The following is a 16,210-nucleotide window of genomic DNA, read 5'->3' as shown; positions in this document are numbered from 1 at the left end:
AATAGTTTTATAATTTGAAGTCGCTATCATCTGGGTTGTACTTTTTAACAATATATACTGCCGTAAATGATTTATCACTGCACAACATAACGTCTCCAATATTCCATTCGCCTGCATATTTAAGCTTATGTTTTTTAATAGCAGAGCAACTTGCAAATGGGCTTTTTCCTGGTGAATAGTAAACTTTTAATTGAATTGAATTACCTAATTGGTAATTTTTATTATTTCCGTGTTTATTTTTAAATACATATCCATTTTGACTGTCATCCCAATATAATTGGACTGCATCACAAGCATTTCCTTTACATTTAGGTAGGAAAATTTTTGTATTTTCCTCATCACTTATTTTTTCCATTGGAACTCCTATAAGTGTTACAAATATTATTAAAATTAATGTTTTCATATTTTTTGATTTAAGTTAATCCAAATTAAATGATTTAAATAAAACAAAACAATACCCAATAGTAGGTAGTTTGCTTGTCGTCTAATTGCACACAACTCCTTATATAATAACTAAACTTACTCATTGCCTATAAACAGAAATCAGTAAGGCTCTTACAATCAAAAAGTTAATAAATCTAATGTACCATTTAAAATGATTATATTCAATACGTACTTCTACGTATATTTGCAAAGTAATTAACAGTCTTTGACAACTCGAAGGTATAACAAGAAATGCTGTTTTCATTACGGGAAATCGTATGGTTGCGTATGTATTAAAAACAAAAAAGCACAAATTTTGTTTGTGCTTTTAAGTGTGGTTTGGTGTTGTGGGTTAGAGGAGAAGCTAGTGATTAATTATACACTGTGTTCACAACAGTATTTTATCGATAACGAATTTCGTAAATTCTGTCGGCTTCTTTCTGCCAATCTTGTGGTCTTCCCCATTGGATGAGTTCATCGTTGAGGAAATATAAGTAATACACTTCTTCGACAGTTCCTTGCCCATAAATTAAATAACGGTCTTGGTACATTCCAACTTCAATCACACCATATTCATAAGCCCTTGAACCTATTATTTTCATTGGTATATGTTCGCCCATTGCAGTTTTTACTTCAGCTTTTGTCATTCCTAAACTCATCCGATCGGGATGTAGAGCCATAGATGCTTTGCATGATGTAAGCAATACCATTCCAAAAATTAAAATCAATATTTTTTGCATTTTTTTTAGTTTTAAATTCTTTCCAAAGTGATTGTGTATCATTTTTACGGAATCAGTTGTTAAAACGCACAGCGAGCTTTATTTAAGCACTAAACCGCAATTTTTTTTTCGGTGTTGTAAGTAGTTTTTCTAATTTTTAATAATTTGATTATAATATTTTCTTCTATATTCAGAACTTACTTGTTCAATTTCTTTCGCTTGTCTTATCAGCCTTTCAAGTGGTGTATTTAATATGGTTCTGTAATATTCTACGTCGATATAGCTTTTCCAAACTTTTAGCATAATTTCGTCATTTTCACAATCAAGACAATGTTCATATCGAATCATTGAATTAACTTGACTTATAGCTTTTCCTAAATTAGTTTGAGTTCTGTTAATTGCATAATTATCAATTTCTTCTAATAAATCGATACAGGTTTTAGCATATTCTAGGACTTTCTTGTCGTATGTGAAATTCTCGATATTTCTCGGAAGCCAAGTAAAATAATTAAAATCCGTTTCCATAAACTTCCTTATTGTATAACCCTTATATTCTGTAAAATGTAATTCACATTGTAAAGAATATTGTCTTGCACGTGGTATATCGTTATCGTGAGTAACTATTTTAATATATGTCTTGTCGAATTTTTGGGGCGAATTCAATTCGAGTTCATCGTTTTTCCGTGTTCTTTTTTCTCTAAAAACTGAAATCATATTTTTGTTACATCGTTTATATTCAATTGCTTAAAGTGGTCTTGTGTATGAAAAGCAGCGCTCAAAATAAGCGGTAATTTTCGGATGAAACACAAGCCTAATTTTGAAATTTATTAATTAGTTATTTTTCCAAATCATTTTCAATTTGTTCTAATAATTCTTTTACAAATTCATTTCCTTTTGCAACTGAGTTAGTTCCTCCCATGGAGTCATAAACTATGAAAGTATTTTCTATTGCATTATTAACTATCAAATCTGTCATAGAAGTAATGACCACGTTTCCAATTTCCTCAGTATTTGGATGTAATTTGCCACACAAAATAGCGGTAACATACATCGCGACGTGAAATTTAATGTCTCCAATTTGTGGACGAGAAAGTTTCGGACTATCAAATGTTTTTAATAAGGATTCAATATTTTTTTGAATTAAAATACCTTTATGATACATATCTAAAGACAATGACTCATTGAATATATTTTTATAATCATTATTGTTCTTAATTAATGTGGATGGTCGAGCACGAGCGTAATCTGGTTTTTGATTATAAATACCAGTAATAATTTGAGCTAAATATGGTATACTAATTATTTTATTTACAGGTTTGCCTTGATTTTTATGATAATTTTTTCTGCGGTCATAAAAATAACTTTTTGAAAATAAATAATCTTCTATATCTCTATGGATTGGGTCTGTCGCTCGTAATGATGCTGGTGGTATATTTGTTTGACTATTTGTTGCTTTTATAACATTTAACCTACTTTTTTCATTATCAACTTTAATAATTCTTAATAAAACATTTCTATCCTCTACATCAATTTTATTTTCCGAAAAATATTTATGTATTTCAAAAGATGTTTGAAGACCATTAACTATTTGTGGGTCTTCTATATGTATTTTTTTACTTGCAAAGGTTGCATCAACTGCTGTTATTGTAACTCCATTATTTAACCACCAAAAGTCTTCATTTGCGTTTTGACTAATTAATGTTTGCCTAATTTGTTTATTAACATCTACATTAACTTGGTAGTCCCTAATATTTGCGTCAAAAAAATAGCGAATTAAATTATTTGAATCATCAGTTATAAAATCAAAATAATTTTTAATTGGGACAATTGCTACATATCCACCATCTTGAGTTGAAATCGGATTATCATTCAAAACAACATCCTTGCTCCTTAATTGTTCTTTTCTCGAAAGATCAATCAATTTTTTTGCAGTTACAAATTGAAAATTTACTTCTGCTTTATCAAAATGTGCTTTTATAGAATTGACTAAAATTTGAATCTTTCTCTCAACATTTGGATGAACTTCTGAACCTTTTGTTATGTAATAATAGTGAAATTTGAGAATTGGAAATTTTGAAGCTAGATGAAGAAATTGCTTTCTGAAAACTTCAACATTTGCTAATAAATCTGAATTATAAACAGCTCTTAATGAATCTATTGATTTGTTTAAGTCGAAAATATCAATAGCAGAAGAATTACATTTTTCTATTGGTGTTTCTCCAAAACTATTTACATTTTTCGATTGTAAAATGAAAACATCTATTACAGCATTTCTCTTAGCGTCAATTAATTCGCTATCTCGTTGTACTAATTCTTGATTAACAAATGTGTAAATTGAGTCAATTCCACCATCGCCACCATTATCAACAATACCTTCCTCGATTTCATCGTATGAAAGTTCTAAATCTTTCATAACTTGTTCTGTTACAAATAAATGAAAATACTCATTCAGAGAAAGTTCAGGATATAATTCTTTCCTTGTTTGCTCAATTAATGTTTGTAGTACTATTTGATTATTATCAGCCATATTTTTTTATAATTAAGCACAACGTTCGTGTATAAGAATAGTAGGGCGGAAAAAAAGCGACTACTATTCGGTTGAGCACAAGCCTAATTTTTAAATTTTTCTTAATATTTTTTTTTCAATAAGCCAAAATTTAAAAATTTGTCGACCTTGCAAAGGTGCGGTTTCCATTGGGTTAAGCACTCATTGTCCTATTATTTTTATACGTTGTTGTAAACAGTAATTTATATCTCAATTTTATATCTTTTTTTCATTTTGTCAAAGTGCTCACTGAAAATCGAATTGTTATATGATTTCCAAAAATCATTATAGGTTGTACTAATAAATTTCAGGTCTTCATTTTTCTTTATTTCATTTTCAAACTCAATTAGGTCTTTTTTATGCTCAACGAAATTTGGAAAAGACTTATAATTATCAGGAAGCCAATATAAATATACAAGGATTATTTTCTTTTCAGGATTTTCCCTTTTGTAGTTAATTAGTCCAATTGAGTGTTTTATTAATTGAGCAACATCAAGATATGAATTATAGTCTGTGTAATCTCTGATTAATTTAAACCAAAAATCTTTAAGATAATCCAACTTTTCTTTATTGTATGAATCCACAAACTTTGCTTTCTTTCTTGTTGTTATTTCAAGATATTTAGATTCAATTGCTATTACGACTTCTTCGTTTTCAATCGTAAAATCAAGATTTGGTGGTGTTCCGCCTAATCCTGTTCTAAATTGTCGTTCAAATTGAGCATTATCAAAATTTGAATAATCAAAACAATTAAATTTTGAAGGATGTTTTTTAACAATTGAAAAATTATTGACAGCAAGCGCAGAAGATGAAAATATTGCATTGAATTTGCTTTTTAATTCATTTCCACTTCCACTCATTAAATCGTTCTGAAATAAATCAATATCAATTCCATCCAGTAAATTTTCGGAATTATTTAGAAAATAACCATTCTTATTTACTTTTGGATTCTTACATTTTGCTATAATAGCTTTTTCAAATTCTTTTCTTGTTGCCATTATTGTTTTCGAGTATTGGATACAACGTCTTTGTATATTATTAATTGCGAGTTTGTATGCGAGTATTTACCGATAGAAAATCAGACGTAACAAAACAAGCAACTACCTCTAGCTAAACTCTAAGCCGCAATTATTTTTATACGGTGTTAGCAATAGTTATTCTTTTAATTTCTATAACAGTTAACTATAATTATTTAATTCAACTCTTTCGGTGAACAAGCCCAAAGTTTTAGATGTTTCTCTGCGTTTTTTGTTTTAATTTTCTTTATTAGTTTTGGTGCAGTATCATAATTGATTATTAATGTTTTAATAATTTCAGAACATAACTTATCTAAATTTTCTTTATCAATTAAATAGACTTGACATATTTTGTTTTTTGTTTGTCTTGATAGTCCTTTAACATCAGTTGAAGGATTTTGGTCTTTATAAGCTGTTAATTGTATTTTACCAAAATCACCAATAATTGTCAATTCGTTATCTTTTTTTATTGATAAATTTTCACGTGATGTAGAATTATCACTATCAACATATCTTGTATGTTGTAAATAAATCAATAACTCGTCTTCTGTAGATTTTCCTGCATATAAAGCAATGATATCTTGGAAACCTGTCAATAATGCTTTGGCTCCATCGTCAAATATTATTCCTCCAATCAATTTTGTATATTCAATATCTGTATCTGCATCATATTCATTTGAAATTATTGTTCTACATTTTTTTTGGGCTAAAATGTGTGTTGTACTAAAAAGTAAAAAAGTTAAAATTAATGCTTGTTTAAGAATGTTTTTTTTCATCGTATTTGAGTTTAATAATTATTTTTTTATTTTAGAATTGGCGAGTCATAATTAATGCCAACTCGTTATATAATAACTAAACCTACTCATATCCTGTAAACACGCAGTAGCAAAACGAGTTCTAGTTCTAAAATCCTAAAAGCCAAACTACTATTTAAAACAGCAATTTACAATACGTAGTTCTACGTATATTTATAAAGTAACTAACAGTCGTTGACCACTCGAAGGTATAACAAGAAATGATGTTGTCATTACGGGAAACCGTATGGTTGTGTATGTATTAAATAAAAAAGCACAAATCTAGGTTTGTGCTTTGAAGTGTATTTTTGTATGGTGGGTTAGGAGTAAGCAATATATTTATATAGTACTATTTATTACCTTTTTACACTATTATTGTTCTTCACCAATATTTACATTTTCATCCCATTGCATAATTGGTTTCATACAATGAATCCAAATCATTGCGATAATTGGCATTACAAAGCCAAAAAAGCCCCAACCTCCAGTGCTCCGGTTTAATTCTTTCGCTTTATTTGAACATACCAATGTTCCAACTATTCTTAAAGTAAGTTGAATAATTACTATTGCTCCTCCGTCCATTTTTAGTTTATTTAAAGTTAATCATTAGTTCGTTTATTGCTCTTTCTTTAAGTTCTGTCAATTTCTTAAAATCTCTTCTGCTTTTTGAAATTTCTTGAAAGATTTCTTCTGAAAGTTTTTGTTTATCTGAGTTTATAAATCGGTCTGGATGACAAGTCCGACTCAATTCTTTGTATAAATCCTTTGCACCATTTATACTGTTCATTAAATTATCCATATCCACGTTAGACTCTTTTGCATTCCGCATTTTGTCTTTTGTTAAATCACCAAATTTTAGTTTATTATCTTTTTTATTTAATCTAAAAAAAAGAAATGCAATAATTATAAATTCTAATATTGCAATCCAAAACCAAATTGAAAAGGATGTTGAATCAGCTTCGGGAATTATTTCGGTAACAGTGCTAGCTGTTTTTATTTGTGAAATTATATTTATCATAAAATTTTAGTTTAGGAATCCTCCAATATTGGCATAATCTTTTAAGGGCCATTTTAATCCATTATAACCATGGTTTGCATGGACTTCTAAAGTGTCCCAACCTAATGAAATCATTTTTCTTGTTAGTATTTCGTTGTCTAAAACAACTCGTCCTATTTCTATAAGTTCACTTTTTTCAAGAGTCCGACCAGAAAGTGCTTTAATTCTAAAACCTCCACCCATCCATTTTGAAAATGCGTGTTTATAGCTACTGTCTCCTTTTGTAATTTTGGCCTCCAAAAGAGTAGGTGCAATTCCTGCAATAAATGAGTTTTTAGCTGCTCGATTGAAATCTTTTACTAATCGATAACGTTCAGCCATTTCTCCAAACCATTCTGTAACTTCCATTATTTTATACCACATATCTTCTTCTATTCTATTTTTTATAAATTGTAAATAACTCGTTATATAAAAACTAATCTTCCATATGCTTGTAACCATAAAGTAATTAACATTTTATATTGATTAAGCCAAAGTATAACAACAAATTATATTCTCATTACGGGAAACCGTATGGTTGTGTATTTATTAAAAATAGAAAAGCACAAATCTAGGTTTGTGCTTTAAAGTGTGTTCTGGTATGATGGGTTAGGAGTAGTAATAAATTATATAAGGAATAATAAAGAAATAGACTATTTTATGGGTTTCATTATAAGTCAAATTTTATGTTTGAAAGCAAATTTGTAATTATTTTATGAATCACATAGTTAAAAAATTTATTTAGGATGTATTTATGTTTATTTAAAGTATATCAATTCTTTCTTATCAATTATAAATACAGCTTTTAATATGTTATTTTCTGATTGTCTAAACTCATAAGTTGAATGGTTGTTTTCTATCCAGGTTGCTTCTGGAAATGTATAAGGCAATGCACTTTTATAAGTGTTTGCGTTGTTATTTATTTGATTGTCTATTTGGTAGAAAATTTCATTTGTTTCATCCTCTGATAATAAGTACTTTATTGTTTTTTCATCCTCATAATTTACATTAATATGATTGAAGTCAATTCTTAATTCCGCTGGAATCCATTCTGGTCCATATTTGTTTTTAAATCCTTGAGAGAATACCCAAACAAGAAAAATAAAAAACAGAATGACTACACATATAATAATTAGTAGGACCCAAAACATATTCATTTGCTATTTTTTTTTTGAAACTTAGTTTTCCTTTTTAACTTATAGAAAACGTTGTATGGAAGATTAAATTCGTTTTAAAAAAATATAATTTAGGAATTAAAAAACGAATAGAAAGTCCGCAAAGCTTTTCGTAAATTGTTTAAAACCAAAAATTCATTTTAAAAGGTGTTAATTTAGCAACTAATTATCGGCCATGAAAAGTCTGCGAGGACTTTTGTAAGTAGCTTAGAATCCAGGAATAAAGGATATGTGGTGTTGCTTATCGGTACCTTTTAATCTTTTATTTTCCGCATTTCCGTATTCAAATCATTTAAAAAGTTTTGTTGTTTTAGGTCTTCACTAAAGTGTCTGTTCATTCTACCACAACCTTGAATATCTGAAATATTTTCTTTGTTAAAAGACCAATCATTTATGTCTTTCACTTGTATTGCTAAAGCACTATTACAACTTTGCCATAGATTAGAAAATGGAGTTTCTTTATTTTTATTTAATTTAGTAAAATCAGCATTAACATTAAAACCTATCATTTTTGGATTAAAAAATTTTTCTATGGAAGTAATTGGTACTTCTCCCCAATATATTACTTCATTAAAAGAAATCTTAAGAATATTTTTCTCTTTAAGAAGTTCTTTTTGTTCCTTTTTCTCCCAAAAGTATTGTTTTTTATAAGTGATTTTAGTGTCTTTTGGTACGCGTATATTTTTAACCATTATTGGTTGCGTAGTTATAAAAAAAGGACTTTCATCAGGTTTGCTGCCAACAGCATACATGGCACCTAATCCTTTTGCATAGAGATAAAAGTAACCAATAGCAATAAGTACTATTATTCCAAGTACTATAAATATTTTTTTTATTTCCATTCTTTGTTAGAAGTTTCGCTTCCTATTGTAAGCAAGGTATCGGCTATGGTTAGTAAGGGAATTAAAAGTAGTTAACTTTCGATTACGCACCAAAACCCGTCTTAATTATAGCCATGATTGGCGTGTCGTTTTTATTTAATAATTTTTCTGATTTTTCCTGTTTTATTGTCTACAATCACTTTATCTATTCGCTTACTTTGGTCGTTTTTAGATATGAATTCAACATCCAATTCATTTACCAAAACAGTATCGAAAATGTTAAAGGAATACCTTTCATTATCATATAAATTGTTATGTTTCCATTTATAAGTGCCTGTTGGTAAGTTTATTTTCCCAACAAAGCCCATTGCAGAAACATAAACATCCTCTTTGTAAATTATCGGTACTCCCAAGTTGAAGCCGTAAATTTGCGTTATATATTCAGATTTTAAAGGTTTTTTTTTGATTTTTTCAATCCAACTTGTTGCTGCATCGCCTTCTGTATCTGTAAAAAAAACATAATAGTATTCCTTTGTTTCGTGTAGATATGCGGTGTCAACTATGAAATCGGTTTTTAGTTGTATCGCATTGTTACTATTTACTTTAAATAGTCCGAATGGACTTATCATAAAATCTTTATAATTCGTTTTTAAAATCAGCGTATCTTCCGTAGCTCTATTTGGACTCTTAAACTCAAATTTTTTTGCACTAATAGTTTTTTCTCCAATAATGTTTGGTTGCATTGGCGTTGGTTGCATTGGCGTTGGTGCGTTCTTTTTCTCCATCGAAGGTGCATTTGTCGACTTGTTTTCAGTCTTTGCAACCTTGTTGTTACAACTAAAAAGGATAATTGCTAATAGGTATATTATTTTTTTCATGCTGTTTTCATACGCGTTAACTATTTATATAATAAGTAAACTTGCTTATAGCCTCTAAATATAAGGTAATGCAAGACTTTTTAGTTCTAAAATTGATATGGCCAAACTACTATTTAAAAGAGTGCCTTGCAATACGTAGTCCTACGTATAATTACAAAGTAAGTAACAAGTTGTGTTTATTGGTCCAAAGTATAACAACAAATGAGATTTTAATTACTGGAAACCAAGTGGCTACCATGTATTAAAAACAAAAAAGCACAAATCTAGGTTTGTGCTTTTAATGTGTGTTTTGGTATGGTGGGCTAGAGGAGAATCGAGCGATTCATTTTATACCTTGTTAGGCATCGTTTTTACTCATTTCTTATTTTGTTTCTATGGGTTAATCCCCAATCTCTCATTGTTTCAATTACCTTATCTAATGATTTTCCGTAATCGGTAAGGCTATATGCAACAGTGACAGGCATAGTGTCAAATACCTCTCTGTTTATTAAACCATTTATTTCTAACTCCTTTAATTCCTTGGATAACATTCTTGGGGTTATTCCTTCAATTTGGCGTTCTAATTCTTTAAACCTATGAATTTTAAAAGATAGCGCTATAATAATTGGCAATCTCCATTTTCCTCCAATTATGTCTATAACATCTCGAACAGGAAGAATAAATTTTTTGCATTCTGTTGGTGTATATATATTCGTTTCACTCTTTTTTTTGGCCATTTTTAAATGCATCTTAATAATTAGATATACTAAAGTATACCGATATACTTTAGTATAGTAGTATACTTTATATAGCAAATTTAGCATAAATTTGTTGGTAATAATAAAAGAATATTAAAATGAAAAAAACATTAATTTTAAGTTATACTCCAAGAGATAATTCCAATACAAAAAAAATGCTTGATTTCTTTATAGAAAACAATCAAGAAAAAACAGAAATAACATTTGTGGATTTAGCAGAAGAAGCTCCAGATTTATTATTAAAAGAAAATTTGAATCTTTATGTAAATAGAAATTTTGGAGGTGTAACACTTACGGATGAACAACAGAAAGTTTTAGCCAAAAATGATAAAATGATGCAACAATTATTGGATACAGATTTTGTTGTTTTGGCAAGTCCGATGTACAATTTTTCAATTCCTGCAACAGTTAAAGCTTGGTTTGATGCTGTGATACAGGCTGGAAAAACTTTTGGATATACAGAAACTGGTATTCAAGGATTCTGTAAAAATACAAAAGCTTTGATATTAATGACAAGTGGAAGTGATTTTGGAATGGAACCTTATAAAAGTGTTAATTTTGCAACTCCTTTTTTAATAACAGCTTTTGATTTTCTTGGGATTCCTGCGGAAGCTATCAATAAGTTTGGTATGATACAGTATGCAGTCAAAACGGAACAAATGATAGCGGATGCAAAAGAAGAAATTAAAGTTGTAAGTGATAAATGGTATTAATTCGAATTAACTTTAAGTTGCAGAAATAGTAATAAGTTCATGAAGTGTTTCCCTTTTCAGTCTGTTGTTTTATTCCAAAGTAATTTATTTCGGATTCTGATTGGGGAATTATGCCTAACTTTTTATATAATAAGTAAACGTACTTATAGCCTCTAAATATTGAGTATTACAAGACTTTCTAGTTCTATTGTTAATATAGCCGAACTACTATTTAAAAGAATGCCTTGCAATATGTCGTTCTACGTATATTTATAAAGTACGTAACAAGTCGTTTGCAATGTCAAAGTATAACAAGAAATGATATTGTCATTATGGGAAACCGTATGGTTGTGTATGTATAAAAAATAAAAAAGCACAGATCTGGGTTTGTGTTTTAAAGTGTGGTTTGTTGTGGTGGGTTAGGAGTATTGATTCTTTTATATGGTGTTGTGCTTTCGTTATTTGTTTTTAAGTTCCAGATTAATCCTTACTTTTAATTCTTTTATATTAATTAGCATATCGTTAAGGGCTTTAGTATTGTTAATTTCAGTATAATATTTTAAACCTAATGCACCTTCAAGTGTCAAAATAATTTCTTCTATATTATCATGGATTCTTGAACCTTTATACATAGGTTTTTTCGTGTTTAATCTAAGAAGACCTAATTGAAGCGGTTTCATTAACGCATTTAAGTATACTTCATTATTGCCATTAGACACTTTACTGAAGCTTTCTTGAGAGCGCTTTACATCCAGTAGATGATTTCGAATAATTTCTGGCATTAATTTTATATCTCCTGTCGATTCTAATGTTTGAATAGTATTTGTGTTGAATGATGCGTATCTCGATACTCTATTAATTTTAAGTAATTCCTGCATAATTTGATTAGGCTCTAAATCTAAAGTCTCCATATATTTGTTGTATGCTTCAAAAGAGACAGTGTTACTTTCTAAAAAGGAAATTCGATTCGTAATGTTTTCTATTTCTTTATCCAGATCCACTAAAATCTGACTATAGTAGTTGTGCCTTGTTTCATCAAGTTTACTAATTTCTTTAGCATTGTTTAATTGTAGCGCAATTAATATTCCAATAACAACCAGTATAATTTCTCCAACTGCATACATTAGATATTTACTGAATTTGTTTTCAGAAAGTAGTCGCTGTCTTATGTGTCTAAAGAACTTAATCATATCTAAGGTTTTGTAATTATCCTACAGGAAACGTTGTTTGTGTTATTAGCGCCATATGCCTTCAGGGATTGGCTTTTCCTCTACTATTTCTACTAGCAGACCATCAAGACCTCTAACGAAAAAACTTTTCATACCATACATAGGATCTATTTTTATATCCTGTACAATGTCTAACCCAGCAGATCTCATTTTATCCATTACTGGTCCAATATTTTCGAATGAAAAACTAATATGATCGATTGCACTACCATCTGTTGGTTTCATTTTTTCTTTAGGCCACCATGATTCTTCCTCCACTGGTTTGCCAAATACTATGATATTAATATTATCGACGGTTAGTAAATTCCATTTCCACCGAAGCTTGTTGTTCTCCCATTGTTTTGCCTTTTCATATACAGGAAGCAACCCCAAATTAGATTTGAACCAATCCATAGTTTTATCCACATTAGTGGCTAGTAAGTGTATGTGTTCAAATCGGTGGTTTTTATTTCCGGTATAAACCTCTATAACTTCTTTTTCTGGACCAAGAAAGTACATCCAAAAATTATCGTAAAGTGGCGTAATAGGTGTATGAATCGCTATTCCTTCTTTCACTCTCCAATCAAATTCGGATTGCCCATCTACACCAGACCAACCAATATGCCATAAACTAGAACCTAAATGTGTTGAAGGTTTGTTATCTATAAGATGCATGAATAGAAAGGATTTCTCCGTAAACAGAGCGTCCGCTTGGTCTCGGTATTTTACTCGAGTTGCGCCAAAGTATTTTTCATAATATGCTATGGTTGAATCTCTATCTCTGACATTGAGATGTACATGATGAAAACTCGCTAGGAGAGCATTTTCATTCGCATCCGCATTTTCAGATACCTTTTTACAGCCAACCATTTGAAATAGTAGCGCTGCAAATACAAACAGGGGAATTCTAAATTTTATTTCTAGGAAACTATTCATTTTTTTATAATTACCGTTAACCGATTTGTATATAATTAGTGGCGTTGTTAAGCACCTAATTTAGCAAATAAATGACAGATAGAATATTCCGTAGGAATGTTTGTAAGTTGGTATTCGCTTGAAAATTAACGGTGTACGTTGTTGGTCTTTCGTTAATTTGCTAATTTATTGTACACTACATTACCATTAAAAATGGTCATGACGATTTCCGTATTTAAAATCTGATTTTCTACCACGGTCATCAAATCTTGATTGTAAATGGTAAAATCGGCAAGCTTACCACTACGAATAGAACCTTTAATGTTTTCTTCGAAGGCGCCATAGGCAGCATCTAAAGTATATGATTTTAAAGCCTGCATTCGTGTCATTTTTTGTTCTGGCTCATAACCGCCTTCCGGAGTTCCTTTAAGTGTTTTACGACTTACACTAGCATAGAAACTAGCAATAGGATTAAGAGGTTCTACAGGTACGTCCGTTCCGTTAACAATAGGAACGCCACTCTGCAATAAATCTTGCCACATGTAGGCACCATCTTTGATTCGTTTTTCACCTAATCGGTCAATAGCCCAAGGTCTATCTGAAGACAAGTGTATTGCCTGCATTGCAGGAATTACATGCAGTTCTGCAAAACGAGGAATGTCATCTGGATGTAGATGTTGCGCATGTTCAATACGGAATCTATGATCGGTATCTAACATATTTAATTCCTTTAAAGCTAATTCATATTGATCCAGAATTTCTCTATTAGCACGATCTCCAATGGCATGTGAACAGACTTGAAAATTGTGTTGCAGTCCTTTTATTGCTACTTCTTTTACTATATCCATTGGAAGCGTTTCATGGCCATAGTGCCCTTTACGATCTGTGTAAGGTTCTAAAAGCCAAGCACCTCTGGAACCTAAAGCACCATCACAACTTAATTTTATAGAACGTATAGTTAACCGATGGTCTGGATCTATCCTTGGACCTTTTTCTAGCCATTCCTCAAGTAATTCTTCACCACCTCTTAACATAGCATACATTCTAACATTCATTTTTCCAGCCGATTGCATATCATCGTAGAGCGCTATGGTATTTTTTGAAATACCTGCGTCATGAAAACTAGTTATACCATTTTTATGACACGCTTCCATAGCTAGATTAAAAGCTTGCATGTTTTTTTCTGGTGTCTCTTCTGGGATATACTTGTAAATCAAAGATAGCGCACGTTCATTGAAAATACCTGTTGGCATACCAAATTGATCTACAATGACTTCTCCTCCTTCCATACTATAAGTATTGATTCTCTCTTTACGTAAGCCATTTAAACCTGCAATTTCCATAGCCTTAGCATTTGCGAAGCCTGCGTGACCACTTGCATGACTTAAAAAAACGGGGTTATCTGGTGATATTTCGCTGAGTAAATGATGCGTCTGAAATCCTTTAACTATGTTTGCTGGCATACTGTCCCATTTGCTTTGGTGCCAACCTCCACCAAGAATCCATTCGCCTGGTTTAGACGTTTTCACTTTCTCTGCAACGGCGTCTACAATATCTTGATAGCTGGTTGTATGCATAAGGTCAAGCTCTAATTCATTATAGCCTAAGCCCATAAAATGACCATGACCTTCAATTAAGCCAGGCGTCATCGTCTTACCTTCTAAATTTATAAGTTCCGTTTGTTCATTTTGATAGCTTTTGGCTTCCTCAAAACTTCCAGCAAAGAGAATTTTATCCTTTTTTGTTACCACGGCCTCCACTGTTGTCTGTGTGGAGTCTACTGTATAAATGGTTCCTCCATGAATAATCATGGTGCCAAATTCTTTTTTATTATTAGCACAGGAACTTAAAAAAAGGCAGGCTATTATTATATTTAATTTGTAAAATCGTAGTGTCATAATAGTTGAAATTACTTTTAGTTAATTAATATTCGTCCTATAATTTAGCTAGAGTAATCTAGAGTAATATAGAATCTGTCGTTTATTCTTTCTTAAATCTATTTTTAAATCAAACAGTACTTCTTGCATAATTTGTGCTTGAAGTCGGTTTCTGATAATGAAGCATAACTTATTATATAACAACTAAGGTTACCATTTTCTATTAATAAAGTGCTTATAATCATGTAATTGACGAAACTAAGTTACCATTTAAAATCCCTTTTTGCAATACGTATTTCTACGTGTATTTGTAAAGTAACAAACAATAGTTTGTGATTGGAAGATGTACCAAGGCTTTGTTATTACCTTATAGGAAACCGTATTTGGCGTCTTTTTTATAAAAATAAAGCACAAACGAAGGTTTGTGCTTTTAAATATTGTTCAAGTTTATTAGGTGCTGGCTAGTAAGTCATTATATCCCTATTAGAAAACGTTTTTTATTTTTCACCATATCCTATTATTGCAGAATGTGGAAAGGAATAACTATTTCCTTTTTTAAAGGTTTCACAATTTTTAATGAAGTCGTTTTTAATATCTTTTTGTTTATCTTCTGGGAATAAAGCTAAATTCCCCCAATCCCAACAGCCATTAATTAATGGGGTTAGAGAATCCATATTCCAATTTGTATTTCGTTTTTCTAATTCGACATTTTTTAAACCCGCTGTTGTTATGAGTTTATTATAAGTGTCAAAATCGGTAACTCCAAATAGTGGTCCGTGAGGTAATGCAGACATTTCATGATGGTTTGCAAACGCTTGAAAAAAAGCGCCTAAAGAACTTTGTTCTTCATTAGCACCACAAACTGCAAAAGCAAATTTTCCATTTGGTTTTAAAATTCTGTGTATTTCTTTAAAAACTTTATTGGGTTCCGCAAAATGATGCACTACAAAATTTGCTATTACCACATCCATGGTGTTATCTTCTAGTGGAATATTTTCAGCATCCGCTTGTTTAAAGGTAATATCTTTATAGATGGCATTGGCTTGGTCTATCATTTTTTGAGAAAAATAAATTCCTATTACATGCGCTCCTGTTTCCCTAATTTTATTGGTTGAATTTCCAGCACCTAACCAATATCTAGTATGGAAAGATTAGAATGAATATTTGTTTTGTTTATTAATAATGAAAGTGTTTCATTGGTTAAAGTTGCCCAAGTTTCATTATAACTTGGTGCGCATCTCGTCCAAGTATCCAATTCATATTCGCGAATAACTTTGTGATTGGATTGTTCCATACTATTCCTTTTATTGGTTGGTTTTAATTATTGCCAACTCCTTATATAAGAACTAAACTTATATCCTGTAAATAAGCGCG

General features: G+C 30.5%; 18 protein-coding genes and 1 pseudogene. 1 reads left to right on the top strand and 18 read right to left on the bottom strand.

The window, feature by feature from the left end:
• Positions 1 to 7: 7 nt before the first annotated feature.
• From ACVCXO_RS13260 to ACVCXO_RS13200, 13 genes are all read right to left on the bottom strand, one after another.
• Positions 8 to 403 (bottom strand): hypothetical protein, encoded by a 396-nt coding sequence (locus ACVCXO_RS13260; protein WP_452230069.1) that lies wholly within the window; start codon positions 401 to 403, stop codon positions 8 to 10.
• 421 nt (positions 404 to 824) lie between these two features.
• On the bottom strand, positions 825 to 1,163 hold the full coding sequence (locus tag ACVCXO_RS13255; RefSeq protein ID WP_452230068.1) for a hypothetical protein: 339 nt from the start codon (positions 1,161 to 1,163) through the stop codon (positions 825 to 827).
• Between the two features lie 129 nt (positions 1,164 to 1,292).
• Entirely contained in the window at positions 1,293 to 1,805 is a 513-nt protein-coding gene (locus ACVCXO_RS13250) for a hypothetical protein (RefSeq protein ID WP_452230067.1), read from the bottom strand.
• Positions 1,806 to 1,977: 172 nt separating this feature from the next.
• Positions 1,978 to 3,669: an AIPR family protein gene (locus ACVCXO_RS13245; protein WP_452230066.1), complete on the bottom strand. Its 1,692-nt coding sequence runs from the start codon at positions 3,667 to 3,669 to the stop codon at positions 1,978 to 1,980.
• Between the two features lie 221 nt (positions 3,670 to 3,890).
• The gene (locus tag ACVCXO_RS13240) at positions 3,891 to 4,685 is read right to left on the bottom strand and encodes a PGN_0703 family putative restriction endonuclease (RefSeq protein ID WP_452230065.1); all 795 of its coding nucleotides are present in this window, start codon (positions 4,683 to 4,685) and stop codon (positions 3,891 to 3,893) included.
• A gap of 194 nt (positions 4,686 to 4,879) precedes the next feature.
• Positions 4,880 to 5,479 (bottom strand): hypothetical protein, encoded by a 600-nt coding sequence (locus ACVCXO_RS13235; RefSeq protein WP_452230064.1) that lies wholly within the window; start codon positions 5,477 to 5,479, stop codon positions 4,880 to 4,882.
• Between the two features lie 390 nt (positions 5,480 to 5,869).
• Positions 5,870 to 6,079 (bottom strand): hypothetical protein, encoded by a 210-nt coding sequence (locus ACVCXO_RS13230; RefSeq protein WP_452230063.1) that lies wholly within the window; start codon positions 6,077 to 6,079, stop codon positions 5,870 to 5,872.
• Positions 6,080 to 6,086: 7 nt separating this feature from the next.
• The gene (locus ACVCXO_RS13225; RefSeq protein WP_452230062.1) at positions 6,087 to 6,515 is read right to left on the bottom strand and encodes a hypothetical protein; all 429 of its coding nucleotides are present in this window, start codon (positions 6,513 to 6,515) and stop codon (positions 6,087 to 6,089) included.
• A gap of 6 nt (positions 6,516 to 6,521) precedes the next feature.
• Positions 6,522 to 6,995, bottom strand: a complete 474-nt coding sequence (locus ACVCXO_RS13220; protein ID WP_452230061.1) for a hypothetical protein — start codon at positions 6,993 to 6,995, stop codon at positions 6,522 to 6,524.
• A 296-nt stretch (positions 6,996 to 7,291) separates the two neighbouring features.
• Positions 7,292 to 7,690 carry a hypothetical protein gene (locus ACVCXO_RS13215; RefSeq protein ID WP_452230060.1) on the bottom strand — a complete coding sequence of 133 codons (399 nt, stop codon included), beginning with the start codon at positions 7,688 to 7,690 and terminating at the stop codon, positions 7,292 to 7,294.
• Positions 7,691 to 7,962: 272 nt separating this feature from the next.
• Positions 7,963 to 8,550 (bottom strand): hypothetical protein, encoded by a 588-nt coding sequence (locus ACVCXO_RS13210; protein WP_452230059.1) that lies wholly within the window; start codon positions 8,548 to 8,550, stop codon positions 7,963 to 7,965.
• Positions 8,551 to 8,681: 131 nt separating this feature from the next.
• Positions 8,682 to 9,407, bottom strand: a complete 726-nt coding sequence (locus tag ACVCXO_RS13205; RefSeq protein WP_452230058.1) for a hypothetical protein — start codon at positions 9,405 to 9,407, stop codon at positions 8,682 to 8,684.
• Between the two features lie 350 nt (positions 9,408 to 9,757).
• Positions 9,758 to 10,123, bottom strand: a complete 366-nt coding sequence (locus ACVCXO_RS13200) for a winged helix-turn-helix transcriptional regulator (protein ID WP_452230057.1) — start codon at positions 10,121 to 10,123, stop codon at positions 9,758 to 9,760.
• 119 nt (positions 10,124 to 10,242) lie between these two features.
• Between ACVCXO_RS13200 and ACVCXO_RS13195 the strand changes: the two genes are divergently transcribed.
• The gene (locus tag ACVCXO_RS13195; protein WP_452230056.1) at positions 10,243 to 10,857 is read left to right on the top strand and encodes an FMN-dependent NADH-azoreductase; all 615 of its coding nucleotides are present in this window, start codon (positions 10,243 to 10,245) and stop codon (positions 10,855 to 10,857) included.
• Between the two features lie 437 nt (positions 10,858 to 11,294).
• Here the strand turns inward: ACVCXO_RS13195 and ACVCXO_RS13190 are convergent, their stop codons facing one another.
• The 5 genes and pseudogenes from ACVCXO_RS13190 to ACVCXO_RS13170 all read right to left on the bottom strand — a co-directional run bounded on the left by ACVCXO_RS13190 (position 11,295) and on the right by ACVCXO_RS13170 (position 16,130).
• The gene (locus ACVCXO_RS13190) at positions 11,295 to 11,960 is read right to left on the bottom strand and encodes a hypothetical protein (protein WP_452230055.1); all 666 of its coding nucleotides are present in this window, start codon (positions 11,958 to 11,960) and stop codon (positions 11,295 to 11,297) included.
• A gap of 111 nt (positions 11,961 to 12,071) precedes the next feature.
• Positions 12,072 to 12,980: a VOC family protein gene (locus tag ACVCXO_RS13185; protein ID WP_452230054.1), complete on the bottom strand. Its 909-nt coding sequence runs from the start codon at positions 12,978 to 12,980 to the stop codon at positions 12,072 to 12,074.
• Between the two features lie 152 nt (positions 12,981 to 13,132).
• Positions 13,133 to 14,770 carry an amidohydrolase gene (locus tag ACVCXO_RS13180; protein WP_452230053.1) on the bottom strand — a complete coding sequence of 546 codons (1,638 nt, stop codon included), beginning with the start codon at positions 14,768 to 14,770 and terminating at the stop codon, positions 13,133 to 13,135.
• Between the two features lie 563 nt (positions 14,771 to 15,333).
• A pseudogene (locus ACVCXO_RS13175) lies at positions 15,334 to 15,951 on the bottom strand (class I SAM-dependent methyltransferase); the annotation flags it as partial.
• 11 nt (positions 15,952 to 15,962) lie between these two features.
• Entirely contained in the window at positions 15,963 to 16,130 is a 168-nt protein-coding gene (locus ACVCXO_RS13170; protein ID WP_452230052.1) for a hypothetical protein, read from the bottom strand.
• Positions 16,131 to 16,210: the final 80 nt, after the last annotated feature.

The sequence above is a fragment of the Lacinutrix sp. MEBiC02404 genome (assembly GCF_053601575.1).
Note: the sequence above shows the minus strand (reverse complement) of the source record. Positions and strands in the feature narration are given on the sequence as shown.

Excerpts from the sequence above, each read along its gene's own strand:
- ACVCXO_RS13260 (WP_452230069.1), bottom strand. The coding sequence starts at position 403 with ATGAAAACATTAATTTTAATAATATTTGTAACACTTATAGGAGTTCCA.
- ACVCXO_RS13255 (WP_452230068.1), bottom strand. The coding sequence starts at position 1,163 with ATGCAAAAAATATTGATTTTAATTTTTGGAATGGTATTGCTTACATCA.
- ACVCXO_RS13245 (WP_452230066.1), bottom strand. The coding sequence starts at position 3,669 with ATGGCTGATAATAATCAAATAGTACTACAAACATTAATTGAGCAAACA.
- ACVCXO_RS13240 (WP_452230065.1), bottom strand. The coding sequence starts at position 4,685 with ATGGCAACAAGAAAAGAATTTGAAAAAGCTATTATAGCAAAATGTAAG.
- ACVCXO_RS13235 (WP_452230064.1), bottom strand. The coding sequence starts at position 5,479 with ATGAAAAAAAACATTCTTAAACAAGCATTAATTTTAACTTTTTTACTT.
- ACVCXO_RS13230 (WP_452230063.1), bottom strand. The coding sequence starts at position 6,079 with ATGGACGGAGGAGCAATAGTAATTATTCAACTTACTTTAAGAATAGTT.
- ACVCXO_RS13225 (WP_452230062.1), bottom strand. The coding sequence starts at position 6,515 with ATGATAAATATAATTTCACAAATAAAAACAGCTAGCACTGTTACCGAA.
- ACVCXO_RS13220 (WP_452230061.1), bottom strand. The coding sequence starts at position 6,995 with ATGGTTACAAGCATATGGAAGATTAGTTTTTATATAACGAGTTATTTA.
- ACVCXO_RS13215 (WP_452230060.1), bottom strand. The coding sequence starts at position 7,690 with ATGAATATGTTTTGGGTCCTACTAATTATTATATGTGTAGTCATTCTG.
- ACVCXO_RS13210 (WP_452230059.1), bottom strand. The coding sequence starts at position 8,550 with ATGGAAATAAAAAAAATATTTATAGTACTTGGAATAATAGTACTTATT.
- ACVCXO_RS13205 (WP_452230058.1), bottom strand. The coding sequence starts at position 9,407 with ATGAAAAAAATAATATACCTATTAGCAATTATCCTTTTTAGTTGTAAC.
- ACVCXO_RS13200 (WP_452230057.1), bottom strand. The coding sequence starts at position 10,123 with ATGGCCAAAAAAAAGAGTGAAACGAATATATATACACCAACAGAATGC.
- ACVCXO_RS13195 (WP_452230056.1), top strand. The coding sequence starts at position 10,243 with ATGAAAAAAACATTAATTTTAAGTTATACTCCAAGAGATAATTCCAAT.
- ACVCXO_RS13190 (WP_452230055.1), bottom strand. The coding sequence starts at position 11,960 with ATGTATGCAGTTGGAGAAATTATACTGGTTGTTATTGGAATATTAATT.
- ACVCXO_RS13185 (WP_452230054.1), bottom strand. The coding sequence starts at position 12,980 with ATGAATAGTTTCCTAGAAATAAAATTTAGAATTCCCCTGTTTGTATTT.
- ACVCXO_RS13180 (WP_452230053.1), bottom strand. The coding sequence starts at position 14,770 with ATGATTATTCATGGAGGAACCATTTATACAGTAGACTCCACACAGACA.
- ACVCXO_RS13170 (WP_452230052.1), bottom strand. The coding sequence starts at position 16,130 with ATGGAACAATCCAATCACAAAGTTATTCGCGAATATGAATTGGATACT.